The sequence below is a fragment of the Tessaracoccus sp. OS52 genome (genome assembly GCF_020687685.1).
Taxonomy (GTDB): domain Bacteria; phylum Actinomycetota; class Actinomycetes; order Propionibacteriales; family Propionibacteriaceae; genus Arachnia.
The window spans coordinates 664,005-689,586 of record NZ_JAJEWM010000001.1; the positions used below are offsets into that span (position 1 = coordinate 664,005).

24 protein-coding genes and 3 tRNA genes are annotated in these 25,582 nt (G+C 67.7%); 13 read left to right on the forward strand and 14 right to left on the reverse strand.

Annotated features, from left to right (window positions below; translation table 11 throughout):
- Positions 1-58: 58 nt before the first annotated feature.
- Positions 59-1,096 carry a serine hydrolase gene (locus LKO27_RS03055; protein ID WP_227737196.1) on the forward strand — a complete coding sequence of 346 codons (1,038 nt, stop codon included), beginning with the start codon at positions 59-61 and terminating at the stop codon, positions 1,094-1,096.
- A 30-nt stretch (positions 1,097-1,126) separates the two neighbouring features.
- Here LKO27_RS03055 and LKO27_RS03060 read toward each other — a convergent pair.
- Positions 1,127-1,199 (reverse strand) — tRNA-Lys (locus tag LKO27_RS03060).
- Positions 1,200-1,229: 30 nt separating this feature from the next.
- On the reverse strand, positions 1,230-1,949 hold the full coding sequence (locus LKO27_RS03065; protein ID WP_227735418.1) for an NRDE family protein: 720 nt from the start codon (positions 1,947-1,949) through the stop codon (positions 1,230-1,232).
- A gap of 37 nt (positions 1,950-1,986) precedes the next feature.
- On the opposite strand from LKO27_RS03065, the gene LKO27_RS03070 reads away from it, so the two are divergent.
- On the forward strand, positions 1,987-3,258 hold the full coding sequence (locus tag LKO27_RS03070) for a phosphopantothenate--cysteine ligase family flavoprotein (RefSeq protein ID WP_227735419.1): 1,272 nt from the start codon (positions 1,987-1,989) through the stop codon (positions 3,256-3,258).
- Here the strand turns inward: LKO27_RS03070 and LKO27_RS03075 are convergent.
- The 3 genes from LKO27_RS03075 to LKO27_RS03085 are packed head-to-tail and all read right to left on the reverse strand — an operon-like array spanning position 3,255 to position 6,453.
- On the reverse strand, positions 3,255-4,904 hold the full coding sequence (locus LKO27_RS03075; protein ID WP_227735420.1) for an ABC transporter permease: 1,650 nt from the start codon (positions 4,902-4,904) through the stop codon (positions 3,255-3,257). The genes LKO27_RS03070 and LKO27_RS03075 overlap by 4 nt on opposite strands.
- Positions 4,901-5,809, reverse strand: coding sequence for an ABC transporter ATP-binding protein (locus LKO27_RS03080; protein ID WP_227735421.1), 909 nt, complete (start codon positions 5,807-5,809; stop codon positions 4,901-4,903). The genes LKO27_RS03075 and LKO27_RS03080 overlap by 4 nt, the downstream gene beginning before the upstream one ends.
- On the reverse strand, positions 5,806-6,453 hold the full coding sequence (locus LKO27_RS03085) for a TetR/AcrR family transcriptional regulator (protein WP_227735422.1): 648 nt from the start codon (positions 6,451-6,453) through the stop codon (positions 5,806-5,808). Before LKO27_RS03085 ends, LKO27_RS03080 begins: the two co-directional genes overlap by 4 nt.
- An 89-nt stretch (positions 6,454-6,542) precedes the next feature.
- Between LKO27_RS03085 and LKO27_RS03090 the strand changes: the two genes are divergently transcribed.
- Positions 6,543-7,154: an alpha/beta hydrolase gene (locus LKO27_RS03090; RefSeq protein ID WP_227735423.1), complete on the forward strand. Its 612-nt coding sequence runs from the start codon at positions 6,543-6,545 to the stop codon at positions 7,152-7,154.
- A 134-nt stretch (positions 7,155-7,288) separates the two neighbouring features.
- Here the strand turns inward: LKO27_RS03090 and LKO27_RS03095 are convergent, their stop codons facing one another.
- Positions 7,289-7,858: an NADPH-dependent FMN reductase gene (locus LKO27_RS03095; protein WP_227735424.1), complete on the reverse strand. Its 570-nt coding sequence runs from the start codon at positions 7,856-7,858 to the stop codon at positions 7,289-7,291.
- 67 nt (positions 7,859-7,925) lie between these two features.
- On the opposite strand from LKO27_RS03095, the gene LKO27_RS03100 reads away from it, so the two are divergent.
- Positions 7,926-8,402 carry a MarR family winged helix-turn-helix transcriptional regulator gene (locus LKO27_RS03100; RefSeq protein ID WP_227735425.1) on the forward strand — a complete coding sequence of 159 codons (477 nt, stop codon included), beginning with the start codon at positions 7,926-7,928 and terminating at the stop codon, positions 8,400-8,402.
- A gap of 3 nt (positions 8,403-8,405) precedes the next feature.
- Complete coding sequence (locus LKO27_RS03105) at positions 8,406-8,978, forward strand: GNAT family N-acetyltransferase (RefSeq protein ID WP_227735426.1); 573 nt, start codon at positions 8,406-8,408, stop codon at positions 8,976-8,978.
- A 28-nt stretch (positions 8,979-9,006) separates the two neighbouring features.
- On the opposite strand, the gene LKO27_RS03110 is transcribed toward LKO27_RS03105, so the two are convergent.
- Positions 9,007-9,082, reverse strand: a tRNA-His gene (locus LKO27_RS03110).
- A 91-nt stretch (positions 9,083-9,173) separates the two neighbouring features.
- Entirely contained in the window at positions 9,174-9,806 is a 633-nt protein-coding gene (orn, locus tag LKO27_RS03115) for an oligoribonuclease (RefSeq protein ID WP_227735427.1), read from the reverse strand.
- Between the two features lie 382 nt (positions 9,807-10,188).
- Here orn and LKO27_RS03120 point away from each other — a divergent pair, with 382 nt between their 5' ends.
- Positions 10,189-10,731, forward strand: a complete 543-nt coding sequence (locus tag LKO27_RS03120; protein ID WP_227735428.1) for an Ltp family lipoprotein — start codon at positions 10,189-10,191, stop codon at positions 10,729-10,731.
- A 7-nt stretch (positions 10,732-10,738) separates the two neighbouring features.
- On the opposite strand, the gene LKO27_RS03125 is transcribed toward LKO27_RS03120, so the two are convergent.
- A tRNA-Arg gene (locus LKO27_RS03125) sits at positions 10,739-10,811 on the reverse strand.
- Between the two features lie 52 nt (positions 10,812-10,863).
- Positions 10,864-11,460: a 2'-5' RNA ligase family protein gene (locus LKO27_RS03130; RefSeq protein WP_227735429.1), complete on the reverse strand. Its 597-nt coding sequence runs from the start codon at positions 11,458-11,460 to the stop codon at positions 10,864-10,866.
- Between the two features lie 174 nt (positions 11,461-11,634).
- On the opposite strand from LKO27_RS03130, the gene LKO27_RS03135 reads away from it, so the two are divergent.
- On the forward strand, positions 11,635-12,144 hold the full coding sequence (locus LKO27_RS03135; RefSeq protein WP_227735430.1) for a DedA family protein: 510 nt from the start codon (positions 11,635-11,637) through the stop codon (positions 12,142-12,144).
- A 58-nt stretch (positions 12,145-12,202) separates the two neighbouring features.
- On the opposite strand, the gene LKO27_RS03140 is transcribed toward LKO27_RS03135, so the two are convergent.
- Positions 12,203-12,781, reverse strand: coding sequence for a hypothetical protein (locus LKO27_RS03140; RefSeq protein WP_227735431.1), 579 nt, complete (start codon positions 12,779-12,781; stop codon positions 12,203-12,205).
- A gap of 165 nt (positions 12,782-12,946) precedes the next feature.
- Here LKO27_RS03140 and LKO27_RS03145 point away from each other — a divergent pair, with 165 nt between their 5' ends.
- The 5 genes from LKO27_RS03145 (at position 12,947) to LKO27_RS03165 (ending at position 20,005) form a co-directional block, all read left to right on the forward strand.
- Positions 12,947-14,293, forward strand: a complete 1,347-nt coding sequence (locus tag LKO27_RS03145; RefSeq protein ID WP_227735432.1) for a PrsW family intramembrane metalloprotease — start codon at positions 12,947-12,949, stop codon at positions 14,291-14,293.
- On the forward strand, positions 14,290-16,014 hold the full coding sequence (locus LKO27_RS03150) for an ABC transporter (protein WP_227735433.1): 1,725 nt from the start codon (positions 14,290-14,292) through the stop codon (positions 16,012-16,014). The genes LKO27_RS03145 and LKO27_RS03150 overlap by 4 nt, the downstream gene beginning before the upstream one ends.
- Positions 16,014-17,621, forward strand: coding sequence for a GTPase (locus LKO27_RS03155; RefSeq protein WP_227735434.1), 1,608 nt, complete (start codon positions 16,014-16,016; stop codon positions 17,619-17,621). Before LKO27_RS03150 ends, LKO27_RS03155 begins: the two co-directional genes overlap by 1 nt.
- Before the next feature lie 74 nt (positions 17,622-17,695).
- Positions 17,696-19,378: an energy-dependent translational throttle protein EttA gene (gene ettA / locus LKO27_RS03160; protein ID WP_227735435.1), complete on the forward strand. Its 1,683-nt coding sequence runs from the start codon at positions 17,696-17,698 to the stop codon at positions 19,376-19,378.
- A gap of 336 nt (positions 19,379-19,714) precedes the next feature.
- Positions 19,715-20,005, forward strand: coding sequence for a GIY-YIG nuclease family protein (locus LKO27_RS03165; protein ID WP_227735436.1), 291 nt, complete (start codon positions 19,715-19,717; stop codon positions 20,003-20,005).
- Between the two features lie 222 nt (positions 20,006-20,227).
- On the opposite strand, the gene LKO27_RS03170 is transcribed toward LKO27_RS03165, so the two are convergent.
- From LKO27_RS03170 to LKO27_RS03180, 3 genes are read right to left on the reverse strand one after another with little or no spacing between them, the layout of a single operon-like run.
- Positions 20,228-20,365, reverse strand: a complete 138-nt coding sequence (locus LKO27_RS03170) for a hypothetical protein (RefSeq protein ID WP_227735437.1) — start codon at positions 20,363-20,365, stop codon at positions 20,228-20,230.
- Between the two features lie 3 nt (positions 20,366-20,368).
- Positions 20,369-23,191 carry an FAD-binding and (Fe-S)-binding domain-containing protein gene (locus tag LKO27_RS03175; protein WP_227735438.1) on the reverse strand — a complete coding sequence of 941 codons (2,823 nt, stop codon included), beginning with the start codon at positions 23,189-23,191 and terminating at the stop codon, positions 20,369-20,371.
- A gap of 5 nt (positions 23,192-23,196) precedes the next feature.
- The gene (locus LKO27_RS03180) at positions 23,197-23,646 is read right to left on the reverse strand and encodes a MarR family winged helix-turn-helix transcriptional regulator (protein WP_227735439.1); all 450 of its coding nucleotides are present in this window, start codon (positions 23,644-23,646) and stop codon (positions 23,197-23,199) included.
- A gap of 99 nt (positions 23,647-23,745) precedes the next feature.
- Here LKO27_RS03180 and LKO27_RS03185 point away from each other — a divergent pair, with 99 nt between their 5' ends.
- Positions 23,746-25,578, forward strand: coding sequence for a long-chain fatty acid--CoA ligase (locus LKO27_RS03185; RefSeq protein ID WP_227735440.1), 1,833 nt, complete (start codon positions 23,746-23,748; stop codon positions 25,576-25,578).
- Positions 25,579-25,582 lie beyond the last annotated feature (4 nt).

Sequence of the window (25,582 nt, forward strand, 5' to 3'; positions counted from 1 at the left end):
CCGAGAAATGGACCGGCTCACACGAGCCCTGACGCGTATGGGACGCCGCTGGCCCGACATGCCCGCGCCGCAGGTATTGGTCCGAACCCCGCAGTGGGAGTTCCGGCACGGCGCTCTTGCCGTGCCCCATCACGCGGCCAGCGTGGGAAAGGTCATGACAGCCGCCCTCATTGTGGCCATGATTGACGAGGGTCGCTTCGGGTTCGACACTCCCGTTGGGCATCTGCTGCCCGCCAATGAGTTCGATGGCCTCCCCGCAGCTCCGGGCGTCGCATTCGGCAACGACGTGACGATCGACCACCTGCTCTCGCACACAAGCGGGCTGCCGGACTACTTTGACCCACCAGGTGGGGTCCCCGGTTCAAGCTCAGCCGGGTCCCTCTTGAAGAATCCTGACCGACGGTGGACCCCGACGGATCTTCTGGAGCAGGTCAGGGGCCGGCCGGCCGAGGGTTTCCCCGGCGAATCATTCGCGTACGGCGACACCGGCTACGTAGTGCTCGGCCGTATCGCAGAGGAGCAGACCGGCACTGCGTTCAACCGGCTCCTCCAGGATCGGATCTTCGAGCCTTTGGGCATGGAGCACACCTCCACCCCGTACACCGACGCGACATCGCCCGAAGACCTGGCCGAAGTCGACGTGGCTCCGTTCTGGCTGGGGGGAGTGGAGGCGAGTCGGGCGCTGGCGGCCAGCGTTGACTGGGCCGGCGGTGGAATCGTGACAACAGCCGAGGACTTGGTCCGATTCCAGGAAGCGTTGCACGGCGGCCGTCTGGTCAAGCCTGCGAGCCTGGCTCGGATGAGCGCTCCACGCAACCGCTTCAGGGCCGGAATCCACTACGGAACGGGAATGGTGACGCTCCGCTTCCACGAGTTCCTGCCCCCACTGGTGAGAACCGCGGTGCGCCACCTGCCCCAACCGGTCGGTGGGTTGGGCTACTTCGGGACTCACATGTACTTCTACCCCGAGCAGCGGGTGCACGTGGTTCTCAACTTCAATTCACATGAACGGATGGGTGCCAGTTTCAGCACGCACTTCCAGTTCGCCCGCCTCATCGCCAAGCACGCTAGGAAGAAACTGGCCCCCACCCCGTGAGGGGTGAGGGCCAGCTGACTAGGTCATTCGTACACCACCAGGGACTCGAACCCTGAACCCGCTGATTAAGAGTCAGCTGCTCTGCCAGTTGAGCTAGTGGTGCTTGAACCGAAGAACAACTGTAGTGGTGGATTCAGGAAATGTGAAATCGGGTGGCCCACTCGCCCGGCCGTTCGAACTCGGTGTAGTCGACGTCGACGGCGTGGTCCGAGACGGTTGCCGTGCACATGAGCAGCGACTGCGTCGGAATTCCCCACGGGCGGTTGTCGCGGATGATCGATGCGTCGTCGGTGGGTGGCAGCGCCGCGCTGCGGTCCATCACTTCGAGCCAGGGCTGGAACCAGTCGGGCCCTGAACCCGGGGGAGTGGCGGCCCGGAACTCGGGCAGCCAGCGCTGGACCCGGGTGAAGGATTCGTCGTTGGGTAGCTCGCTGTTGACGAGCATGTGCACGCCAGGGTCAAGCGTCTGCGTGTTCACCGACTCGCCGTCGGAGAGGCTGAGTGTGACCTTGCCGCCCGCGACGGTGACCAGGTTGTAGGGCTGGGTGCGGCGGTTGGGGTCGGGAGCGCGGCCCTCGACGGCGTCCAGCGCCACCTCGCCGCGTGATGCAAGACCGGGCTGGGGCGCCGGACCACCCACGTTCAGCAGCACCGCGAGCCGACCGGCTTCGGGCAGCGTGGCCAGCCATGCTCCGCCCGCGCGTGCATCCTGCACCCCGCTGACGCGCGGGTGGGATTCGGGCCAGTGCTCGCCCAGCGGGTTCCAGGGGCGGTCGGGGTCCTCGTCGCGGACCGCCAGGATTCTCGCGGCTTCAGACGGATCCTCGGGGACCCGGACGATGACAGTGCACATTGGCTTCCTTCCACCGCGGGTGTGAGACGATCGGGCAATGTTCGTCGTAGTCGGTGTGACCGGTGGTATTGCAGCCTACAAGACAGTTCATCTGGTGCGGCTGCTTGTGCTGGCGGGCCATGAGGTGCACGTGATCCCCACCGAGGACTCGCTCCGGTTCGTGGGCCTGACCACCTGGGAGGCCATCAGCCGCAACCCCGTGACCACGTCGGTGCACGACGACGTGGCGCAGGTCCGGCACGTGGCGCTCGGCCAGCGCGCCGACCTGATCATCGTCGCCCCCGCAACGGCGAACACCTTGGCGAAGATGGCTGTCGGTCTCGCCGGTGACCTCCTGGGCACCACACTGCTGGCGACGCAGGCGCCGGTGGTGGTCGCGCCGGCGATGCACACCGAGATGTGGCGCCACCCGGCCACCGTCGCCAACGTCGAGACGTTGCGGGAGCGCGGAGTGGTCTTCGTCGGCCCCGACGACGGACCGCTCACCGGCGGCGATGTCGGCCCCGGCCGCGTCTCGGAGCCGGAGGTGGTCTTCGAGCGGGCGATGGAGGTCCTTCGCCAATCTCAGGACAACGGAACGAAGGTCCAGGACGACGGAGACCCACCTCTGGATGGCGTTAGTCGTGGGGATCTCGAGGGGTTGCGTGTGGTGGTCTCGACAGGTGGGACCCGCGAGGCGATCGACCCGGTCCGGTTCATCGGCAACCGCTCCAGCGGCCGCCAGGGAGCGGCCGTGGCCCTCGCGGCTGCAGACCGCGGGGCGGAGGTGGAACTGGTGGCGGCCCACGTCGACGCGGGGGTGATCGACGAAGCCGCAGCTCACCCCCGTATCAACGTCAGCAGGGTGGGTTCGGCCCGTGAACTGCGCGATGAGGTGGTCGCGCTCTCCGATGGCGCGGACGTCGTGGTGATGGTCGCAGCCGTGGCCGATTACCGCGTCGCGGAGGCCTCCGACACCAAACTGTCCAAGAAGGGGGATGAGGGCATGACGCTGCAACTCGTCCAGAACCCTGACATCCTCGCGGGGCTCGTGGCTGACCGCGCGCCCGGGCAGACCGTCGTCGGCTTCGCTGCAGAAACCGCCCCAACAGAGGAGGAACTCCTCGATAAGGGGCGCTCGAAGCGCCGCCGCAAGGGCGTGGACCTGCTGGCGGTCAATGAGGTCGGCTGGAGCAAGGGGTTCGAGTCCGGTGAGAACCTGCTGGTGTTCCTGGACGCCCACGACGCGGTGGCCGCCCGCGCCCAGGGTTCCAAGCGGGAGGTCGCCGAGGCGCTCTGGGACGCGGTCCTGGCTGTCCGGAACTCCTAGCGGGAGTTGATGTCGCGGCGCTGGAAGCCAGCCAGCCCCACAGCCAGCAGCATCACGGCAAGTGCTGCCATGACGAGCAGCGGCGCTGCCTCGAAGTCCTGCCCGGGCAGCACGGGGGTGTGTGTGAAGGGCGAGATGTTCTTGGCCCAGTCGGGCAGCCGGAGCAGCTCGCCGAGGAACAGCACCAACGAGATCCAGACCACCAACGCCCAGGCGAGCCCCACGAGCCGCGGCAACACCCCGTGGAGGGCGACGGCGAGCGCCGCGACCAGGAGGATGGCAGGCAGGAACACCAGGGCAGCGATCGTCAGCTCGCCGATCCACTTCCCCTCGCCCGTTCCCAGGGTCACTCCCAGCCCCACACCCGCCCCGCTGATCAGCGTCAGCAGCAATGTGTGGACCACCACGGTGCCCAGCCAGCCAGCCAGGTAGCCGACGCGGGACAGACCCGCAACGATCATCTGTTCGGTCCGTCCTGACTCCTCCTCGGAGCGCAGACGCAGGACCCCGGCTACCGCGACGATCACGGGTGCCAGCAACTCGAACGTCAGGATCACGCCGGCGAACTCGGCGGTCAGGTCCGTGCCCTCGATGGCCAGCCACTCCTCCAGCGCGGGGTTGGCTTCCAGCATCGCGTCGAGCTCGTTGGCGAGCGCGCCCATCGCGACGGCGAAGAAGAAGGCGCCAACTCCCCAAGCCAGCAGCGAGCTCCGCAGCAGCCGCTCCGCCAGTCCGGCAGGGGTGTGGAGCGCGCGGGACGCCGTCGCTGGTCCGGGCCGCGTGGGGCGGAGGCCGGCGCCGATGTCGCGGCGCTGGGCGAAGTAGACCGCCACGGCGAACAGCGCCACCGTAGCCACGAGGGAGACCGCCAGCGGCCACCAGCGGACGTCGACGAACAGGCGGGTCTGCTGCCCCCAGGCGAGCGGCGAGAACCACGACAGCCACGAGCCCTGGTCGTTGATCACATCGCCGACGCCACGGACCAGGAACGCGACCGCCAGGACCGCCATGGACATGCCGCTGGCTCCGCGGGCGTGCTCGGTCAACTGGGCGGCGACGGTGGCCAGGGCCGCGAAGACCAGACCGGTCATGCCGGTGGCCGCGCCGAAGGCCAGCGAGCTCTCAGTCTCCATGCGACCCACCAGTAGCCCGGCGCTCGTCGCGGCCCCGACAAGGAGGTTGGCGACGGCCACCGTCACGACTGCGGCCGTCGCAGGGGCGAACCGGCCCACCGGCAGCGACCTGACCAGCTCAAGCCGTCCGGCCTCCTCCTCGGCGCGGGTGTGGCGGATCGAGAGCAGCACGGACATGATCGCGGACGCGATGAAGACGTACAGGGAGAGTTCGTTGGCGACCGCGGCACCGAAGGTGTAGTTGTCCAGTGAGAAAGCGGGCCCGGTCATCATGATCGTGGCCGGGTTGGACAGCAGTGCGGCCCTGCCTTGCAGGGCCTCCTGGGTGGGGTACGCGTCCCGGAGGGCGATGACGCTCGACCAGACGCTCACACCCATTGCGAGCGTCCACGCCAGGATGCGCACCCGGTCCAGCCGCAGGTTCAGGCGGATGAGGCTGGCGGCGCCTGTGAAGGGCGAATCTCCCGCCGGGCGCGGACGGGCCCGGGTGGGCCGTGCTGCGGTGGTGGTCACTTCGCGTCCACCTCCGCCAAGCTGTCACCGTAGTGCCGCATGAACAGGTCCTCCAGGGACGGGGGAGTGATGGTGACGTTGCCGACGTGCCCATCGGCGAGAAGGCGCAGCACCTCGACCATGTGGGTGTTGTCGACGTCGAACGAGACCCGGCCGTTGTCACGGGCGAGGTCGTGGACGTAGGGAGAGGCCGCGAACTGTTCGGTGCTCGCCGACGTCGTCGCGGTGACGGTGGAGCGGGTCAGGTGTCGCAGTTCGTCCAGGGTGCCGCTCTCGACGTCCTTGCCCGCCCGGATGATGGTGACCGTGTCACACAGTTTCTCGACCTCGGCGAGGATGTGGCTGGACAGCAGCACCGTCCGGCCCTCGTTGCGCAGTGCGCGGACCTCGTCGGTGAACACCGCCTCCATGAGCGGGTCCAGACCGGAGGTCGGCTCATCGAGGAGGAACAGCTCGACGTCGGAGGCCAGCGCCGCGACGAGGGCCACCTTCTGCCGATTGCCCTTCGAGTAGGTGCGGGCCTTCTTCGTCGGGTCGAGCTCGAATCGCTCCAGGAGTTCGGCGCGACGCCTGGCGTTCCCGCTGCCGTGCATCCGGGTGAGGACGTCGATCGCCTCACCACCGGTCAGATTGGGCCACAGGTTGGTGTCACCGGGGACGTAGGCGAGTCGTCGGTGGATCGAGACGGCGTCGGACCAGGCGTCGTGCCCGAGCACACGGGCCGTCCCCGAGTCCGCCCGCAGCATGCCGAGCAGCACGCGGATCGCTGTTGACTTGCCCGCGCCGTTCGGACCCAGGAAGCCGGTGACACTTCCTGTCGGAACCGTGAGGTTGAAGCCGTCGAGCGCACGAGTGGCCCCGAACGTCTTCACGAGGCCGGTGGCCTCGATTGCCAGGTCGGTCATTGGGCTTTGCTCCTGTCGATTGATTCGAGGTAGGCGTCCAACAGGCCTGATTCGGTGAGAAGGGGTTGGGTGTAGAGCTCGAGGAGGGGCAGGACGATCCGGGCGCTGTACTGGTGGAGCCACTGGGGCAGCTCCTCGAGGTCGAGGTGGGACTGCCTTGCAGGCAACTGCAGCAGCAGCGCTCCCAGCGACATCTCGGCGATCAGGCGCGCACGGGCCTCCGGGTCTCGGCTGGGTGAGACGGTGCCGGCGGCCACGCCGTCGGCCAGGTAGCTGACGGCGTCGGCGACGATGGCGTCGACGAATCGGTCCGTCAGCGGGCCACCCGCCTGCAGGCAGCGCAGCACGTAGCCGACCAGGGACGCGTACCCCTCGATCTGGGCCAGTCCCGCGAGCATTGCCCCGGGCCCGGCCTCACCGAGGACCTCCTTCTTGCTGTCCCTCGCGCGGGCCAGCACGTACTCGTCGCAGGCTTCGCGCAGCCCGGCGCGGGAGGAGAAGTGATGCATGATCAGCCCCGGGCTGACACCGGCGTCGGCGGCGATGAGGCGCAGGGGAGCGTCAAGACCATCGGCGGCGAAGCGGCGGATGGCCGCGTCCCGGATCCGGGCCTTGGTGGTCAGATCCTCCTGCGTTGAACGCATGTTCAATATGCTATACGCCCGTTCAGTCTCGGTCAAGGTCGCCCTGGGGTTAGGCTGCAAGCACGCCCAGTACTCGACAGGAGCCCCGAATGAAGCTGGATCCGCAATGCGTCCTCTGGAAGCAGGGGACAGGGGGCGAACTCCTCATCCTCCTGCATGGCATCGGCTCCCACGAGGGCGATCTGTTCGCCCTGGCGCCACACCTTCCCCCCGCTCTCACGGTCGCCGCCCTCCGCGCTCCGATCCCCTACGGCCCGGGCTTCGCCTGGTTCGAGTTCGCCCCGGGGGACAGCGACGACCACCGCCTCATCGACGAGTCGTCGCAGGCCGTGCTCGATTGGCTCGACGGACTCGACGCCCGGTTCGAGCGGGTCCATCTGCTGGGCTTCTCGCAGGGGGGAGCCGTGGCAGTCCAACTCACCAGACTCGCTCCTGACCGGTTCGCCTCCGTCATGCACCTCGCCTCGTTCGTGCACAACGGCGAACTCCCCGGAGACGCGGCGCTGGCCGCCCGACAGCCCAGGCTGCCGCTGCTGACGACGATCGGCGAACTCGACGAGGTGATCAACCCCGACAAGCGCGAACGTTCAGGGCCGTGGCTGGACGCGCACTTCGACGTCGAGCGCCACACCTATCCCAGGGGCCACACCATCGTCGCGGAGGAGTTGGCCGACGTCGTAGCGTTCCTGGAGCGCGTCTAGAGTTTGCTGCGGCAAGCCTCGCGACGCTCTGTCGTCGCGTCCGCGTCAGCGCCCTGATTGTGCGATGTCGGCTCGAGCTCGGAGCAGCCAACGAACAGCTAGTAGAGGGGGCCGACTCCGACGGTCTGGCTGTCTCAGATCGCCCGGCCCGTGAGGGAGGGCTCTTCCTCCAGTGCTGCGGCCACCCGGAGCAGGCGTCTCGTGAGCGCTGCCAGTCCATCCGCGTCCCGCTGGCTGAACTCGATCCCCGTGTCGGTGCGCCTGGTCCGTAGACCCAACAGGAAGGAACCCACCGGGATCATCGCGAGTCCCACCAGTACCGGGAGCAGAGCCGTCGCGGCACGGGCTCCTGAGGATGAGTTGCCGTAGGCGACCACCGCCACGGGAAGATCGCTCCACTCGGGGCCGAGGAAGTCCAGGGCGTTCTTCAGGGACGCGGGGAATGATCCGTTGTACTCCGCAGTCACGAGGACCAGGGCGCCGAGTTTCTCGACACGACGTGCCCAGGCTCGGGTGTGCGGGTGCAGGTACACACCGGAGGAGGGTTCAGGCTCGTCCATGAACGGCAGGGCGACCTCGGCAAGGTCTATCAGGTCTGCGCGTGCACCCGTGCGGCGGCGAATTTCCTCCGCCACCCAGGCGCCCACCTTGTCTCCGATGCGGCTGGGCCGCGTGCTCGCGATGATCACCCCGACGGCTGTCATGTTCCCACCTCCACAACAGATGATGGACGGATTGACTTGACATGTCAAGTCGATCTATGGTGGCAGCATGAGCAACGACGGAAAGCGTCTGGCAGAGGGGGACCTGGCTGCCTGGTCCACGCTGCGCCTCATGACGCGCCAGGTCGACGCCGAACTTGCGCGGCGCCTCTCCGAGTCCACCCCCCTGTCCATGCAGGACTACGACGTGCTGTCCTCGGTGGCGCCGCGATTGGATCGACGGATGCCCATGAAGGACCTGATGTTGCACCTCCAGTGGTCCTACTCGAGGCTCTCCCACCACCTGGCCCGGATGGAGTCCCGCGGGCTGGTGCGTCGCGCTGCCGCTGAGCCCGGTCCTGGCGTCGACGTCGTGGCCACCGACGCAGGGTACGGACTGATCCGGGCCGCGACGGGTGAGCATCTCCGCGCGGTGAAGCAGTTCTTCGCCGACGCACTCGAACCGGGTGAGGCCGAGGTGCTTGAGAAGCTGGGACGTCGCGTCCTCAGCAGGCTCCCAGGTCCCACGCCCAAGCGTGGTTGGTGAGCCGTGCTGACCATACGCGCCGCCCTACCGCTGGAGGCTGCCGCTTTGGCCGAACTCGCCGCCGAGACCTTCCCGCTGGCCTGCCCGCCGGGCCTCGCTGCCGAGGACATCGAGCAGTTCATCGCGACGCAACTGAGTTCTGAGGTCTTCGCGCGACACCTGCGGACGGCGACGAAGTCGGTGATCGTCGCAGAGCGCGATGGGCAACTTCTGGGCTACGCGCTGCTCGACCTGCAACCATCCCGGGGGGAGATCCGCTCGCTCCTGGCGGGGTCCCACGCGGTCGAACTGAACAAGTTCTTCCTGTTGGCGAGTGAACACGGAGCGGGAACAGCCGCCGCCCTCATGCGCGCAGTCCTGGACGCGGCGGCTGCGTCTGGAGCCGACACGATCTGGCTGGGAGTGAGCCGCGAGAACGCCAGAGCCAACCGCTTCTATGAGAAGCACGGGTTTGCGTTGGTCGGGACCAAGGCATTCACCGTCGGGAGCCAGACGCTGCCCGAGGACCATGTCCGGGAGTTGGTGCTCGCGCCGGAGTCGCGGATGAATGAAGGCGCAACCCGCTACCCGGAGTGACTCCAAGTGGCGGCTTGCGCCTTCGGCTTGGGGTGAGTAACGGGACTTGAACCCGCGACATCCTGGACCACAACCAGGTGCTCTACCAGCTGAGCTATACCCACCAAGGTGCTGACCCAGTGGTGTGGGTCAGCGACGAACAACGATAGCGCATCAGTGCGATTGGTACGAAACCGGGGCTGCGGCCACCCGGGCCTAACCGCTGGCGCCGCTTCCCAGAGCGTTGTTGGTCAGGGTGCCCTGGTGCCGGGCGGCGATGACGCGAGCCTCCGCAGACGTTGGGCCGGGCTGGGGGACGAACAGCGCCTCCCGGTAGTAGCGCAACTCCTCGATTGACTCCTGGATGTCGGCGAGTGCGCGGTGGTTGCCCATCTTCACCGGCGCCTGGTAGACCACCTTCGGGTACCAGCGGCGGGCGAGTTCCTTGACCGATGAGACGTCGACGTTGCGGTAGTGGACCCACTGTTCGAGCTCGGGCATGTCCCTGGCGAGGAAGGAGCGGTCCGTGCCTATGGTGTTACCGGCCATGGGTGCCTTGCGCGACGTCGGAACGTGCTCCTTGATGTAGGCCAAGGCCTGGGCCTGGGCCTCCTCCAGTGTGAGTCCCTGGGACAGCTGTTCCAGCAGACCTGACTTGGTGTGCATCTCGCGGACGAAGTCACCCATGTTGGCCAGTTGCTCGTCCGAGGGCTTGATGAGGATGTCCACGCCGTCGCCCAGCACGTTGAGTTCGGAGTCGGTGACCAGCACCGCAAGCTCGATGAGCGCGTCTCCTGTCAGGTCCAGCCCGGTCATCTCGCAGTCGATCCACACCAGTTCGTCACTCATGGCCTACACAGTAGGCCCACGCGCCGACAGTTCGCATCGCCCGTCTGTCCGGCCGGTCCCTTCGATCGCGCGCAGCATTGCTTGCGGCCTGAAAGAGGGGCATTGACATTGGACGCCGCGGGGACGATTGGCCGACCCCGGCCCGGGACGCCAGGGAGCGGTCTGGGACAATCAAATATCCGGGGCGGGGATCGACGGCGATCCTCACCGTATGAGAGGACCAACAATGACGCAGCAGCCTCCGAGCGGTTGGCAACCGCCACCCAGCAACCCGCACCCCCACTACGTTGCGACCCCGCAACCCCAGCCGGCGGCGGTGATGTCGAAGACCCCATTGTGGAAGCGGGGTTGGCTCGTCGCTGTAGTGGCCGGTGTTGTGGGCGTGGGGATCGGCTCCGCCGCTGCCGGCGGGTCGGACGCTGACCCGGCTGCGCAAACCACGGTCACGGTGACGGCCACCGCCACGGAGACAGTCGAGGGGGAGGCCGCGCCGGCCGCGACAATCACGATCACCGAGACAGCTGAAGTGCCCGAAGGCAACCTGGTCGTCGTTGAAACACCCCCGGAGCAGCCGACACCCGTCGTCACCAGCAGCGAACCCGCCGTCAACGACGACGTACCTGCGGAATTCCGCGCTGCGCTGGGTGCCGCGGAGAATTACCTGCGGTTCATGCCGTTCAGCAAGGCCGGACTGTTCGACCAACTGACATCCGATTTCGGCAACAAGTTCGCCGCGGACGCCGCGCAGTATGCTGTCGACAACGTCGTGGTCGACTGGAATGAGGAGGCGCTTGAGGCGGCCATTTCCTACCGCGACACCCTGTCGATGTCGAGCGCTGGAATCTGGGACCAGTTGACATCCGATTACGGGGGGAAGTTCACGACAGCTGAGGCCGACTACGCCATCGCCAACCTTCCCGCTTGACTGCAAGCGCCCCCGGCAGGATTCGAACCTGCGGCCGACTGCTTAGAAGGCAGGCGCTCTATCCGCTGAGCTACAGGGGCAGGCATCCGATGATAGCCGTGGACATGGCCGGTCCGCCTCCCACCGGGCGGGTCAGGCCAGATCCCAACTCGCCAGGTGGGTGAAGTCGAAAATACCGACCTCCGGCCGCACCGTGACCGATACCAGGTGAACGGCGTCGACGCGCAGGGTCCCGACGCGTGGTGCCTCCGCGAGGCGGGCCGTGACCTCGTCGTCGCTGACGTCTCCCTTTGCGTAGGCCAGCGAGACGTGGGGTCCGCGCGGTGGTTCGGGCAACTCGCCGGGCAGGGCGTCACCCAAGCCGGTGACGACTGCAGCCAGCAGCCGATCCCACCCCTCGTTCGCCTCGGCGTGGCAGACCACGGCGGACTCCTCGACGCGGGGATCCCCGAACTCGAGCTCAAATGTCGGCACGTCCCTCAGGGCAGCCGTCAGCGCGTCACCAAGACGGCTCAGCTCCACCTGCGTCAGCTCGTCGTCGAACTGCGCGAGCCGCTGGACGGTGGCATGCAGGTAGGGCGCAGGCATCGGCGGGAGCTCATCCATCCCTGCCAGCAGGCGCTGCGTCGCCGCCACACGGTCGATCGCCTCGTCGTCCGGCAGCACGTAAAGGTGCAGCGCTCCGTCGTCGCGCTTCCATGGGTCCATCTGCCCGAAAAAGTCTCTCATTGCGCCTCCTTGCCGGAGACTACTCCGGTGTCATCCAGCGGTGAACAAAGTTGCGAAACGATGGCGTTGCCAAATATGGTTGGGGGTATTGAAACGGAGTGGAGGCAGCCTTGAACGAGTCCTCCTCCGAAGTGCCTTTCAAGTCACCCCGCCACAGATTTGGCCCGAGCGCTGATGCCTGAATCCTGGAGCAACTTCCCGTTCTGGATCACGTTCATCCTGTTCTTCTTCGGGGCCATGGTGCGCGGCCAGGCGACCTACTGGATCGCCAGGGTGGTCACGGAGCAGTCGCTCAAGCGGACCCACCCCACCTCTGGGTGGCGCAGGACCGTGCACGACTGGCTCCAGGGCGACTCCATCGCCAAGGGTTCACGCTTGGTGCGCAAGTTCGGGCTGTCCATCGTCCCGTTCGCGTACCTCACGGTGGGGCTGCAGACCGTGATCATCGCCTCTGCCGGGGTACTGCGCCTCAAGGTGTGGCATTTCACACTCGCGCAGGTGCCCGGCGCCCTCGCGTGGGCAACCATCTACACCACCATTGGATTCGCGGTCTGGGCAGCGGCGATCAGCGCTGCTGCCGGGAATCCGTACGTCATCGGCGCTCTGACCGCAATCGTTGTCGCTGTGGTCGTCTATGTCCTGGTCCGACGGCGGCGCCAGGCTGACGCAGAAACCGTCGCCTGATCCGGAACGGGCGAAACCCCGGCCCAGCTGGGCCGGAGTTTCACCCGCGTTGATCACGTCAGCGGTTGGGACCCCCGCCGCGGACGTGGACGATGCCCTCCTCGATCGCCTTCGCCACCGCGTCGGCCTCGGCCTGGGTCAACGTGCCCGCGCTGACCGCACTGTCCAGGACCTCCTGGTCCGACTCGGCACGCTGCGCCTGGTGCTCGGCGCGGAGTTCATCCATCGCCTCGGTCACCTCATCGGCAGTGAGGCCGAGTTCGGACGCGACGGCTTCGACGATGGCCGTGCGGTGCTCGCTGTCCACCATGCCGCTGCGGTCAGCTGGGCGCCCCGCACCCATTTCCGGAATCCCGACCTCATCCCGTGCTGCTTCAAAGGCGGCCTCGAGATCAGCCTGAGCGACGCCCAGCTTCTCCGCCAGTTCTGCGAGGTCCTGGCCGTGGCCCATGGCCCCGTGTCGCCCCCTGCCGAAGGCTTGGTCGTCCTCGGTAGCCGCCGACGCGGTCGCCGAGGGGGACGCCGTCGTATCAGGGGTGGGGGTGGGAGTCTCGGCGTTGGCGAGCTGCACAGCCCCAAGTCCGAGTCCAGCTGCGATCGCAGCGGTGGAGATGGCGGTGATCTTCTTGTTGAACATGTTCTTCCTTCCGTCCTGCACCGGAGCGGATGCCCGATGACAGCAACGTTCCACTCCCCACCTGTCACGAAGCTGTCAGAACGCCATGAGCCGACTGGGAGTGTGGGGGGCGACTGAGTCGCAGCAGCGTCGCCGTCGGTGCCGCCCGCTAGTCTGTTCAGCATCATGTCTACCGTCCAGATCCAGAACCGGGAACGCTGGTTGTCCGGGGTGCCGCGGGTGCCCGGGCCGAGACTGCCCTGGTACCGGCGGATGCTCCGCAGCCCCCTGTTCTGGCTGACGGTGGTGCTGCTCCCGTTCTACGCCTACGGGCTGTGGGACCAGTACCGGATGCTGCACCCCGACACGACGTTCCCCGACGGCACAGTGGCGCTGGGCCTCAACCACGACTCGCTGCGGTTCGCCGCGTTCTGGGCGATGTGGACTGCCATCGCCTACTTCCTGCTCTTCCTGTGGCTGGACCGGTTCCGCCCACAACGTCCGCTCGTGTGGCTGCTGACCTTCGCCTGGGGGGCGTGCGCCTCCACGTGGATGTCCATCCACGCAAATTCCTGGGCCGGCCAGATGATGGCCACCACCGACGCGAACGCGGACATGGGCACCAGAGCGGCCATCTTCATCGCGCCGTTCGTCGAGGAGTCCACCAAGGCGACGGTGCTCTTCCTGCTGGTCATCCTGAACCGTCGCCAGATCGTCTCGCGGCTGAGCATCGTCACACTGGCGGGGCTGTCGGCAATTGGGTTCGCGTTCGTGGAGAACATCATCTACTACGCCCGCACGGTGGTCTACGCCACCAACACCATCGGCATCGAGGACCCGTACGCCGAAGTTATGGAACTGGTGATGCTGCGGGGCGTCTACACCTCCTTCGGCCATCCGTTGTTCGGGATGATGACCGCGTTCGGCTTGGCCATTGGCCTCGCGGCGCGCAGCAAGATCGTCCGGGTGGCCGCGCCGCTCGGCGGCTTCGTGGCGGCGTCGGGTGGGCACATGCTGTTCAACGGTGTCGCGTCCACCAACGCTCCGGACCAGTTGAAGACCCAGTGGTACATGGCCCTGGGGCTCGTCGCCGTCCTCACGCTGTTCCTCGTCCTGACGGTGGTGGCCCAGGCCCAGCTGATCCGACGTCGTCTGGGGGACTACAGACGAGTCGGTTGGCTGACCGACCGCGACCTCGTGGTGTTCTCGAGCCCGTTCAAGCGGATGAAACTCCATCTGGCGGGGATCTTTCGTGGACCCCGGAAGTGGTGGGCCACGGCGAAGTTCATGCGTCGCATGACCGAGCTGGCCTACCTGCGCGAGGGTCGCACCCGCGGATTGGTCGCCACCGCGGGTGACTGGCGAGCGCACGAACTGATCCACGAGATTGAGGAGCTCCGGCCCACCGCCCTGACGGACACGGCCGGACTGAAGGTCTTCCCGCCCCGCAAGCGCAAACCCAAGTCGACTCTCCCGCCGCCGCAGGCCCCCGGCCCCGCCGGCATCGGGGGGAACTGGCCCGCACCGCGATGAGCGGGCCGCAGCAGTTGGCGCAGGCGTTCGAGCACCTGGACGCCACGCTGCCGGTCGCCCAGTTCCCGTTGCCGCTCGACGGGTCGACGGAACTTCGCCAACTCGCGACATCCCTTGCGAACCAGCTGCGGGACTACCTGCTGCCCCGGGCGGCTGCCCTCGACGCACCGTTGCTGGCGGTGGTCGGTGGCTCCACGGGCGCAGGCAAGTCGACGATCGTGAACTCCATCCTTGGCGCTGCGCTCACCAGGCCGGGCGTCCTGCGTCCCACCACGAAGTCGCCCGTCCTCATCTGCCACCCAGACGACGCGAACTGGTTCCGCTCCGGTCGAACCCTGCCCGGGCTGGTGCGCAGCGAGACGCAGGTCCACGACTCGCGGGCACTGCAGATCGTCCCGTTCGCCGGGCTGCCCTCGGGCCTGGCCCTGCTGGATGCTCCTGACATCGACTCTGTCGACGACGAGAACCGCCGCCTCGCCCGTCAGCTGCTCCAGGCCGCGGACCTCTGGCTGTTCGTCACCTCAGCCGCCCGCTACGCCGACCTCGTGGGCTGGGAGGTGCTCGCGCAGGCGGCTGCGCGCAACGCCGTCGTCTCAGTTGTCCTCAACCGCTGCCCACCCGAGTCCATGCAGGACCTGCTCGGCCATCTGGGGCAGATGCTCGCCGAACGCGGGGTCCACGCGGCCCGGTTGTTCGCCGTCGCGGAGCACCATCTCGGCGACGACGGGATGGTCCCCCCAGCGGAGGTCCAGCCGATCCGCGGTTGGCTCGGTGGGCTCGCCGCCCAGAGCGAGGCCCGCGCCGACGTCGCGGTCCAGACCCTCGCTGGGACGGTCAAGGCCATCGACCCGCAACTGCGCGCACTGGCTGCGGGGGCCCGCCGCCAGGTGGAGGCGGTCGCGGATCTCCGACGCGGCGCGGAGCAGCAGTTCCGGGATGCGCGTGACGCGATCGCCCGAGCCACGAGCGACGGCACCATGCTGCGCGGTGAGGTGCTGAGCCGTTGGCAGGACTTCGTGGGTACCGGGGAGTTCATGCGGGGGATCGAGAAGCAGATCTCGGCCTGGCGCGACCGTCTCACCGGCTGGTTCCGCGGGGAGCAGCAAGCCGCGGAGGTGCAGGTCGCCATCTCCGACGGGCTGGCCGCGCTCATCGTCGAGCACGGGCAGGCAGCGTGCGAGAACGCCGTCTCGCACTGGTCGCTGACACCCTGGGGACGCGACATCGTCTCGGTCTCCCCGGAGCTCGCCAGACCGACGCCGGACTTCAACGAAATGGCCACCCGCACCATCCGGGAATGGCAGGCCGGGGTGCTTGAACTGGTCTCCGAGGAGGGGCGCGGCAAGCGCGTGAAAGCGCGCATCCTGGCACTGGGGACCAACGCCATCGGTGCTGCGCTGATCATCCTGGTGTTCGCCACCACAGGTGGGCTCACCACGGCGGAGGTCGGGATCGCGGGCGGAACCTCCCTGCTTGCCCAGCGGATCCTGGAGGGCGTCTTCGGTGAGGATGCCGTGCGCCGCCTGGCCACCAGGGCCAAGGCGGATCTCGACGCCCGGATCGAGGGGCTGCTGGCCACCCAGCTCGCCCGGTTCGAGGACGTCCTGGCCACCCTGAGCATCGAGGACGCGGCCGCGGCCAGGCTCGAGGACGCGGCCGACCAGTTGCAGGCTGCCAGTCGTGGAGCTTTCGACGACCTCACGAGGCCGGAGGGCTACTGATGAAGGCGAAGTCGCTCACGGATCGCCTTGCGCTCCTTCGGGAACTCCGCGAGGTCACCGACGGGCGGGTGCCGGCCGAGTTGTCCTCGGGGGCGAGGGACGTCACCGACCGCGCCGGGAAGCGGCTGAGGTTCGGTGAGCAGACCGTCGTCGCGCTGGCGGGCGCCACAGGGTCGGGCAAGTCCTCGCTGTTCAACGCCATCGCAGGCAGGGACCTCGCTGCCGTCGGTGCCCGCCGTCCCACTACGTCGGAGTCGTTCGCGGTCAGCTTCGGTCCCACCAACGTCGCCCTCCTGGACTGGCTGGGAGTCAAGCGGCGCAACGAGATGCCGCCCGCACACAAGGGCCAGGAGAACCTGGTGCTGCTGGACCTGCCGGACCACGACTCGACAGAGCTGTCCCATCACGCGGAGGTGGACAAGATGGTCAGGCTGGTTGACCAGTTCGTCTGGGTGGTGGATCCCCAGAAGTACGCCGACGCCGCAATTCACCAGCGCTACCTGCGTCCCTTGGCGGGCTACCGAGACGTGATCACCGTGGTGCTCAACCAGGCAGACAAACTCAGCCGGGACGAGCTCGCCGCGTGCTTGAAGGACCTGCGCCGCCTCCTGCACGACGATGGTCTGCACGACGTCCCCCTGCTGGCCACGAGCGCTCGTACGGGGCAGGGTGTCGAGGAACTTCGGGACAGGTTGGCGGACATGGCGGCGAGGAAGACCGCCGCCGTCGCCCGCCTGAATGCCGACGTCACCACCCTGACGAGGCGGTTCGACGATGCCACCGCGGGCGGGGAGCCGGGTTCGCCGTCGCCGGCCGTCGTCGCGACGCTCAACCGCAGCCTCGAGGCGTCGGCCGGCGTCCCACTGGTGACCGACGCGGTCCGCCGCTCGATGGTGCACCGCGGTCAACTCGCCACCGGCTGGCCCCTGGTGAAGTGGCTGGGTCGGTTCCGGCCGGATCCGCTGCGCCGCCTGCGCATCGGCGGGCGCAGGGCCAAGGGTGAGATCGAACCCGCGGTGACGGAGCGCAGCTCGCTCCCGATGCGGGGGAGTGTTGCCGACGCGCAGTTGCGCACAGGCCTCAGGACGTTGTCGAGCCAACTGGGCGAGGGAATGCCGGCGCCCTGGCAGCAGGCGGTCCACGACGCCGTCCACACCAACACCGGCACGCTCCCGGACACCCTCGACCGGGCCATAGTCACCGCTGACCTTGGGACCGAACGCACGCCGGTGTGGTGGCAACTCCTGCGGGTGGTGCAGTGGCTCCTGATCGCGGCAGTGGCCGTCGGCGCGCTGTGGCTGACCATCAACGTCGTACTGGCCTACTTCGGTCTGCCACCCCTTCCAGGGGTTCCGCTGGTCCTCCCCAACGGGCTGGAGGTACCCCTGCCGACGGTGCTCGTCTTCGGCGGACTCGCCGTCGGGCTGCTTCTGTCGGTGTTCTCACGGGTGTTCGTGGGGCTCGGGGCGCGGGCGGCCGAACGGCGTGCGCGGGGTGTGCTGCGACGTCGGGTGGCGCACGTGGGTGAGCGCGATGTGCTGGAACCTGCCAAGGCCGAGCTTGCCCGCTATTCCAGGGCCAGGGAGCTCGTCTCAGCGCTTCGGTAGCCCCCACGAAATGGGGCTGTGGGCGGCAAGCTGGCATACTGGCCTGCGGTCCCCGACAAAGGAGAAACGCCCAAGTGGCTGAGTTCATCTACACCATGTACAAGGTCCGCAAGACCGCGGGCGAGAAGGTCATCCTCGACGACGTCACGCTGTCCTTCTACCCCGGAGCCAAGATCGGTGTCGTCGGCCCGAACGGTGCCGGCAAGTCCACCATGCTCAAGATCATGGCCGGGCTGGAGCACCCGAACAACGGCGAGGCCAACCTGGCCAAGGGCGCCACCGTCGGAATCCTCCTGCAGGAGCCGCCGCTCACCGAGGGCAAGACCGTCCAGGAGAACGTCGAGGAGGCTGTGGCCGACATCAAGGCCAAGCTGCGCCGCTTCGACGAGATCGGCCAGGAGATGGCCGAGCCCGACGCCGACTTCGACGCCCTGATGGCGGAGATGGGTGATCTGCAGACCGAGTTGGACAACCACAACGCCTGGGACATCGACGCCCGCCTCGACCAGGCCATGGATGCCCTCCAGTGCCCGCCGCCGGAGACCATCGTCGACGTCCTCTCCGGTGGTGAGCGACGTCGCGTCGCGCTGTGCAAGCTGCTGCTCGAGCAGCCCGACCTCCTGCTCCTTGACGAGCCCACCAACCACCTCGACGCCGAGTCTGTGAACTGGCTGGAAGGCCACCTGAAGAGCTACCCGGGCGCAGTCCTGGCCGTCACGCACGACCGGTACTTCCTGGACAACGTGGCACAGTGGATCTGCGAGATCGACCGCGGCAAGCTGCACCCGTACGAGGGCAACTACTCCACCTACCTTGAGACCAAGCGGGCGCGCCTGCAGATCGAGGGCAAGAAGGACGCGAAGCGGGCCAAGATCCTGGAGCGAGAGCTCGAGTGGGTCCGCTCGTCGCCCAAGGCCCGCCAGGCGAAGAGCAAGGCTCGTCTGCAGCGCTACGAGGAGATGGCGGCCGAGGCCGATCGCAACCGCAAGATTGATACGGCGGAGATCAACATCCCTTCCGGCCCCCGGCTTGGCTCAGTGGTGCTGGAGGTCAGGGATCTCACCAAGGGCTTCGACGACCGCGTGCTGATCAAGGACCTGTCGTTCACGCTGCCGCGCGCGGGCATCGTCGGCATCATCGGCCCCAACGGCGTCGGCAAGACCACGCTGTTCAAGACCATCACAGGTCAGGAGGAACCCGACTCCGGCGACGTCAAGATCGGCGAGACCGTCAGCTTCAGCTACGTCGACCAGAACCGTGCCGGCATCAACCCCGAGGACAACGTCTGGCAGGTGGTCTCCGACGGGCTGGACTTCATTAAGGTCGGCAACTTCGAGATGCCATCGCGGGCCTACATCGCGAGCTTCGGTTTCAAGGGCCCGGACCAGCAGAAGAAGGCCGGCGTGCTCTCCGGAGGTGAGCGCAACCGACTGAACCTGGCCCTCACGCTGAAGCAGGGCGGCAACGTGCTGCTCCTCGACGAGCCCACCAACGACCTCGACGTCGAGACCCTCTCCAGCCTCGAGGACGCACTGCTGGAGTTCCCGGGCTGCGCCGTCGTGATCTCCCACGATCGCTGGTTCCTGGACCGCGTCGCGACGCACATGCTGGCGTGGGAGGGCGAGGACGAGGACGGCGAGCCGCGCTGGTTCTGGTTCGAGGGCAACTACGCTGACTACGAGATCAACAAGGTGGAGCGCCTCGGCCCCGAGGCCGCGCGTCCGCACCGGACCGCGCACCGCCGACTGACCCGCTGATTCCGGTTGTGACTGAGTTCCGTTGATCGAGTAGCGGAGCGAGCCGGCCGCCGGTCCCGTTGATCGAGTAGCGCCGCGCGAGCGGAGCGAGCCGGCCGCCGGTCCCGTTGATCGAGTAGCGCCGCGCGAGCGGAGCGAGCCGGCCGCCGGTCCCGTTGATCGAGTAGCGCCGCGGGAGCGGAGCGAGCCGGCCGCCGGTCCCGTTGATCGAGTAGCGCCGCGGGAGCGGAGCGAGCCGGCCGCGTGTCGAGATCAGACCCGAGCCCGGAGCCGTCTTATCCACAGATTCGTTTCGGGGCAGGCTATCCGGACCGCTGAGTCGGAATCATTGGTGACATGCCCTGGGTGTACATCCTTCAATGCCGCGACGACTCGTACTACGTCGGCAGTACCCGCAATCTCGAGGCTCGCGTCGAACAGCACATGAACGGGCTCGGAGCCAAGTACACCTCCCGGAGGTTGCCTGTGAAGCTGGTCTGGGCGACGGAGACGGACAACGTCGGAGAGGCCTTCGAGTTGGAAAAGAAGATCCAGAAGTGGTCGCGGGCGAAGAGGCTGGCGCTGATCGAGGGGCGGTACGGCGATCTTCCTGGATTATCACGGTCGAAGTATCGACGGGATGAGTAGGGGGCGGGTCTCTGATGTGGGGTGCGGGTGTTGATCTCGACACGCGGCCGGCTCGCTGCGCTCGCGCGGCGCTACTCGATCAGCGGTGTGGGGCGCTACTCGGTCAGCGGGGTGGGGCGCGGGTGTTGATCTCGACACGCGGCCGGCTCGCTGCGCTCGCGCGGCGCTACTCGATCAGCGGGGTGGGGCGCTACTCGATCAGCGGGGTGGGGCGCTACTCGGTCAGCGGGGTGGGGCGCGGGTGTTGATCTCGACACGCGGCCGGCTCGCTGCGCTCGCGCGGCGCTGCTCGATCAGCGGGGTGGGGCGCTGCTCGATCAGCGGGGTGGGGCGCTGCTCGATCAGCGGGTGGGTGGGCAAAGGTCAGTGGGTTGCGAGCAGTTCGGCGAGGCTCATGGAATCCCGGCCCGCGAGCGTGCGCAGCTGGGTCTGGCAGCTGAAGCCGTCAGCCAGGACGATCGCGTCGTCGCCAGCCTCCTCGACCGCTGGCAGCAGGTCGTGTTCGAACACCTTGACGCTCACCTCGTGGTGGCCGATCTCGACGCCGAAGTTGCCCGCGAGCCCGCAGCAGCCGCCCACGCGGCGCACGTCAGCCCCGGTGGCCCGCAGCAGGGCCGCGTCAGCCTCCCAACCGATCACCGACGCGTGGTGGCAGTGGGGTTGCGCGACGATGGTGTGACCGCTCAGGTCCGGCGCCTTGAAGTCGGGATCCTTCGCCAGGAACTCAGCCAGGGTCAGCACGTTGCCGTGGAGTGCTCGCACGTCGGCGTTGTCCGGCAGGAGTTCGACGGCGTCCCCGCGCCAGACCGCGGTGCAGGACGGCTCCACCCCGACGATCGGCGTCCCGGCAGCGACGTAGGGCGCGAGCTCCGATGCGGCCCGCTCGATCTCACGGCGGGCGCCGTCGAGCTGCCCGGTGGAGATCCAAGTCAACCCACAGCAGGCGGTCTTGTTCAGCACCCGCGGCTCGTAGCCCAGCCGCACCAGCACCTGGACTACGGCGGCGAAGTTGTTCGACTCGAAGCAGTCGGAGAATGAGTCCACCCAGACCAGCACCTCGCCCTTGCGGCCCGGCGTCGGTGAAGGCCCGGAAGCTGACTCCAGCGCAGGACGCTGCGCCGCAACGAGGGCCTTCAACTGCCCCTTCGCGGTCCGGTTCGCGAACCGGGGGATCTCGCGACGGTGGTCCACCCCGGCTCCCCAGCGCAGCACCCGGCCGAGTCCCGGCGTGCGCCCCACCAAGTTGATCAGCGATCCGCTCCCGCGCAGCGCCGTGATCAGCCGACCCCAGCGCGGCAGCCAGCCGAGGGCGTAGTGGTTGCGGGGCCGGAGCCTGCCCTTGTAGGTCTCGTGGATCACGCGCGACTTGTACGCGGCCATGTCGATGCCGGTGGGGCAGTCGCGGGCACATCCCTTGCACGACAGGCACAGGTCCAGCGCCTCGTGGACCTCCGGGCTGCGCCAGCCACCCGAGACGAGGTCCCCGTTGACCATCTCCTGCAGGATGCGGGAGCGTCCGCGGGTGGAGTCCTTCTCATCGCGCGTTGCCTGGTAGCTGGGGCACATCACTCCACCGGCGCCGGTGTTGTCGGCGATGCACTTGCCGACGCCGCTGCACTGGTGGACGGCCGCGACGAACTCCGGGTCGGAGATGTTCAGTGGCGAGCGGGTGACCGCCACCATCCGAAGATCGGCGTCCAGCGGGGACGGGTCCACCAGCACACCCGGGTTGAGGAGGTTGTCGGGATCGAAGATGTGCTTGACCGCGCCGAACAGTTCGATGGCTTCCGGAGAGTACATCTTCGGCAGCAGCTCGGATCTGGCGCGGCCGTCGCCGTGCTCGCCCGACATCGAGCCGCCGTGGGCGCCCACCAGCTCTGCGGCGGCGACGATGAACGCGCGGAACCGCGCGGCGCCGTCGGGCTCATCGAAGGGGAAGTCGATCCGGGCGTGGACGCAGCCGTCGCCGAAGTGGCCGTAGGGGAGAGCGTGCAGCCCGTGCTCGTCGAGCAGGGCGTCGAAGTCTCGCAGGTAGTCCCCGAGCCGTTCCGGGGGCACGGCCGCGTCCTCCCAGCCGGCGAAGGCCGGCTTGGCCAGACTCACCCCGGCTAGGCCGGCGCCGTCGGCACGCAACTGCCACAGGGCGGCGGCCGACGCGGCGTCCTCGACGAGCCAGCCCCTGCCGGTGGCGGCCTCGAGCAGTGCCTCGGCCCGCCCACGGACCTCACGGCGGTCATCGCCCACCAGTTCGATGAACATCCAGCCGTCCCCGACCGGTAGGTCGGGAACGGCTCCGGGCCCACGCTTGCGGCTGACGACGTCCAGGATCCTACGGTCGAGGCCCTCGCACGCCACCGGCTTGAAGGCCAGCAGGTTGGAGATGTCGTCACCGGCGTCGGCCATCGTGGGGTAACCGAGCGCGACGACGACCCGCTCGGGTGCGTCGGTGACCAGTTGGACCGTGGCGCGCGTGATGATGCCAAGCGTGCCCTCGGTCCCGGCGAAGAACTTGGGCAGGTCGAACCGGTTCTCCGGGAGCAGGTGTTCCATTGAATAGCCGGACACCTGACGGGAGAACTGCCCGAACTGCGTCCTGATGGTCCCCAGGTTGGCGGCGACGAGCTCGCGCAGCCCCGCCACGTCGTCGCGCCCCAGCACGAGCAGCTCCCCGGTGCCGGTGACCACCTCGAGTTCCACGACGTTGTCCGACATGCGGCCGTAGCCGAGCGCCCGGGGGCCGCAGGCGTTGTTGCCGATCATGCCCCCGACGGTGCACCGCGACGACGTCGACGGGTCCGGCCCCAGTCTCAGCCCGTGCGGCCTGGCCTCACGTTGCAGCGCGTCCTGAACAACGCCGGGGTCGATCACGGCGGTGCGGGTTTCGGGGTCAATGGAGTGGATGCGGTTCAGGTGCTTGGCGACGTCGATAACCAGCCCCGGACCGACGGCGTTGCCGGCGCAGGACGTGCCCGCCCCGCGGGGCGTGATGGGGATGCCGGCCGTAAGGGCGGCGCGGACCAGCTGGATGAGTTCCTCGGTGGTACGAGGTGCTGCCACCGCCAGGGGCGGCACACGGTAGAGGGAGGCGTCGGAGGAGTAGAGGCCCCGGGTCAGCGTCGAGTCGTCGATGATCGACGCGGCCCCACCGAGAGCGGAACGCAGACGGGTGAGGGCATCAACGAGCATGCGCCCTAGTCTGCCACCGACAGCACAGCTTCCATCGCACGGCCCACGGCCTGCAGGTCATCGGGCTCCACCGGATCGATCAGGATCTTGCGGACGGCGGTCACATGCCTGGGGGCGCTCTCCTCCAGCAGGGAGAAGCCCTTGCCAGTGAGCTCGGCCCAGACACCCCGACCGTCCGAGGCGCAGGTGACGCGGCTGACGTGCCCGTCGCGCTCGAGGCGGGTGACGGTGTGGGTGAGGCGCGAGCGGGACTGGTGCACCGCGTCGGCAAGGTCGCTCATCCGCATCCGGCGGCCGTCTGCTTCCGAGAGTGCGACGAGGATCTCGTACTCTGCGAGGTTCAGGCCGAAGCGGCGCAGGTCGGCGTCCAGGAACTGGCTCACGCGCGCGGTTGCGCGCAGGTACTTGCGCCAAACCTGCTGTTGCTCGTGGGAGAGCCATTGAGTCTTTTCCATCAGCCCATCATATCCCAAAGTGGTTTAGGATTCAATCGTCTTCATCCCGGAGGAAAACGTTCAGCACGGCTAGTATGTGCCCGAACGAGAGGGATACACATGAGCCTGCAGAATGAACTGCTCGGATTCGCCAGCTCCGTAGGGGAGATGTTCCGCAACCGCGTGGCAGAGACGCCGCAGGTGGTCGCCTTCATGGAGCCCGACAAGGCGCCAAGTGGTCCCAACACCTGGACCAACCACACCTGGGCGCAGACCAAGGACGAGGTGGACCTGCTTGCTGCCGGGCTGCTGTCGCGTGGACTCACCTACGAGCAGCGCGTCGCGATCATCTCCGGCACCCGCATCGAGTGGATCTTCCTGGACCTCGCCATCGCGTGCGCGGCGGGCGCCACCACCACCGTCTACCCGAACACGGCCGCCGGGGACGTCGACTACATCCTCAAAGACTCCGGCAGCGTGATCGTGGTGGCCGAGGACGCCGAGCAGGCCGCCAAGGTGGACGCCGACCCGGAGGTTGCGTCCCAGGTGCACACCATCGTCGTGCTGGACACCGACGGCGTGGAACTGTCAGACCGGGTCATCAGCTACGACCAGCTCAGGGACGCCGGACGCAAGCTCCTGGCAGACAACGCCCGCGTCGTCGACGATGCCGTCGCCAGCACCAACCACGACACCCTGGCCACTCTCATCTACACCTCGGGAACCACCGGCCGCCCCAAGGGAGTACGGCTGAACCACGTCTCGTGGGTCTACGAGGGTGCGGCCACCAAGCACTGGAACGTCCTGTCCACCGAGGACCTGCAATACCTGTGGCTGCCGCTCAGCCACGTCTTCGGCAAGGCACTCATCGCCGTCCAACTGGCCTACGGCTTCACCTCCGCGGTCGATGGCCGGCTGGACCGGATCGTCGCCGGACTCGGTGAGGTCAAGCCCACCTTCATGTGTGGCGCCCCGCGCATCTTCGAGAAGGTCCGGGCCGCCGTCCTCACGGGGAACAAGGGGATCAAGGGCCGGATCGCACGTTGGGCGTTCGCCACGGGTCGCAAGTCCCACCCCTACCGGTTGGCCGGCAAGGAGCTTCCCGGTGCGCTGGGAGTGCAGTACAAGATCGCCGACAAGCTCGTGTTCAGCAAGCTGAAGGAGAAGCTGGGCGGGCGTCTGCGCTTCATGATCTCCGGCTCGGCCAAGCTCTCCTCCCAGGTGCAGGAATGGTTCTACTCCGCGGGCATCTTGATCGTCGAGGGCTACGGCGCCACCGAGACCAGCGCGATCGCCTGCCTCAACCTCCCCGACGAGCCGTTGTTCGGCAGCGTCGGCAAGGTGGTTCCCGGCTGCGAGCTGAAGATCGCCGAGGACGGTGAGGTCCTGGTCCGCGGACCCATCATCACGCCTGGCTACCACAACCTCCCCGAGAAGACCGCCGCTGTGATCGACGCCGAGGGCTGGTACAACACCGGTGACATCGGCCAGTTGGACGACGACGGCAACCTCAGGATCACCGACCGGAAGAAGGACCTGTTCAAGACCTCCGGTGGCAAGTACGTCGCACCGCAGAAGGTGGAGGGGGCGATCACCGCGAACATCCCCTACGTGTCGCAGGCAGTGGCCGTCGGTGAGGGGCGCAAGTACGTCGCAGCGCTCCTCGTGATGGACCCGGCCCTGCTGAAGACGTGGGCCGAGAAGCGCCAGCTCGGCCATCTCAGCTACGAGGAACTCACCCAACTGCCCGACATCCGTGACTCGATCGAGCGCCAGATGGAGAAGGTCAACGCCAGGCTGGAGCGCTGGGAGACCGTCAAGAGGTTCGCCATCCTCGACCACGAACTGACCGTCGACAACGACTCGGTCACGGCCAACCAGAAGATCCGGCGCAACCTCGTGATCGAGAACAACGCCGAAGTGGTGGAGTCGCTGTTCCCCGCGGAGGACTGAGGCA

Coding starts and splice junctions, on each gene's coding strand:
- LKO27_RS03085 (WP_227735422.1), bottom strand. CDS start 6,453: ATGCGTTCAACGCAGGAGGATCTGACCACCAAGGCCCGGATCCGGGAC.
- LKO27_RS03055 (WP_227737196.1), top strand. CDS start 59: ATGCCCGCGCCGCAGGTATTGGTCCGAACCCCGCAGTGGGAGTTCCGG.
- LKO27_RS03180 (WP_227735439.1), bottom strand. CDS start 23,646: ATGGAAAAGACTCAATGGCTCTCCCACGAGCAACAGCAGGTTTGGCGC.
- LKO27_RS03080 (WP_227735421.1), bottom strand. CDS start 5,809: ATGACCGACCTGGCAATCGAGGCCACCGGCCTCGTGAAGACGTTCGGG.
- LKO27_RS03150 (WP_227735433.1), top strand. CDS start 14,290: ATGAGCGGGCCGCAGCAGTTGGCGCAGGCGTTCGAGCACCTGGACGCC.
- LKO27_RS03135 (WP_227735430.1), top strand. CDS start 11,635: ATGCCTGAATCCTGGAGCAACTTCCCGTTCTGGATCACGTTCATCCTG.
- LKO27_RS03065 (WP_227735418.1), bottom strand. CDS start 1,949: ATGTGCACTGTCATCGTCCGGGTCCCCGAGGATCCGTCTGAAGCCGCG.
- LKO27_RS03070 (WP_227735419.1), top strand. CDS start 1,987: ATGTTCGTCGTAGTCGGTGTGACCGGTGGTATTGCAGCCTACAAGACA.
- LKO27_RS03185 (WP_227735440.1), top strand. CDS start 23,746: ATGAGCCTGCAGAATGAACTGCTCGGATTCGCCAGCTCCGTAGGGGAG.
- LKO27_RS03165 (WP_227735436.1), top strand. CDS start 19,715: ATGCCCTGGGTGTACATCCTTCAATGCCGCGACGACTCGTACTACGTC.
- LKO27_RS03140 (WP_227735431.1), bottom strand. CDS start 12,781: ATGTTCAACAAGAAGATCACCGCCATCTCCACCGCTGCGATCGCAGCT.
- LKO27_RS03130 (WP_227735429.1), bottom strand. CDS start 11,460: ATGAGAGACTTTTTCGGGCAGATGGACCCATGGAAGCGCGACGACGGA.
- LKO27_RS03155 (WP_227735434.1), top strand. CDS start 16,014: ATGAAGGCGAAGTCGCTCACGGATCGCCTTGCGCTCCTTCGGGAACTC.
- LKO27_RS03175 (WP_227735438.1), bottom strand. CDS start 23,191: ATGCTCGTTGATGCCCTCACCCGTCTGCGTTCCGCTCTCGGTGGGGCC.
- LKO27_RS03100 (WP_227735425.1), top strand. CDS start 7,926: ATGAGCAACGACGGAAAGCGTCTGGCAGAGGGGGACCTGGCTGCCTGG.
- LKO27_RS03145 (WP_227735432.1), top strand. CDS start 12,947: ATGTCTACCGTCCAGATCCAGAACCGGGAACGCTGGTTGTCCGGGGTG.
- LKO27_RS03095 (WP_227735424.1), bottom strand. CDS start 7,858: ATGACAGCCGTCGGGGTGATCATCGCGAGCACGCGGCCCAGCCGCATC.
- LKO27_RS03090 (WP_227735423.1), top strand. CDS start 6,543: ATGAAGCTGGATCCGCAATGCGTCCTCTGGAAGCAGGGGACAGGGGGC.
- orn (WP_227735427.1), bottom strand. CDS start 9,806: ATGAGTGACGAACTGGTGTGGATCGACTGCGAGATGACCGGGCTGGAC.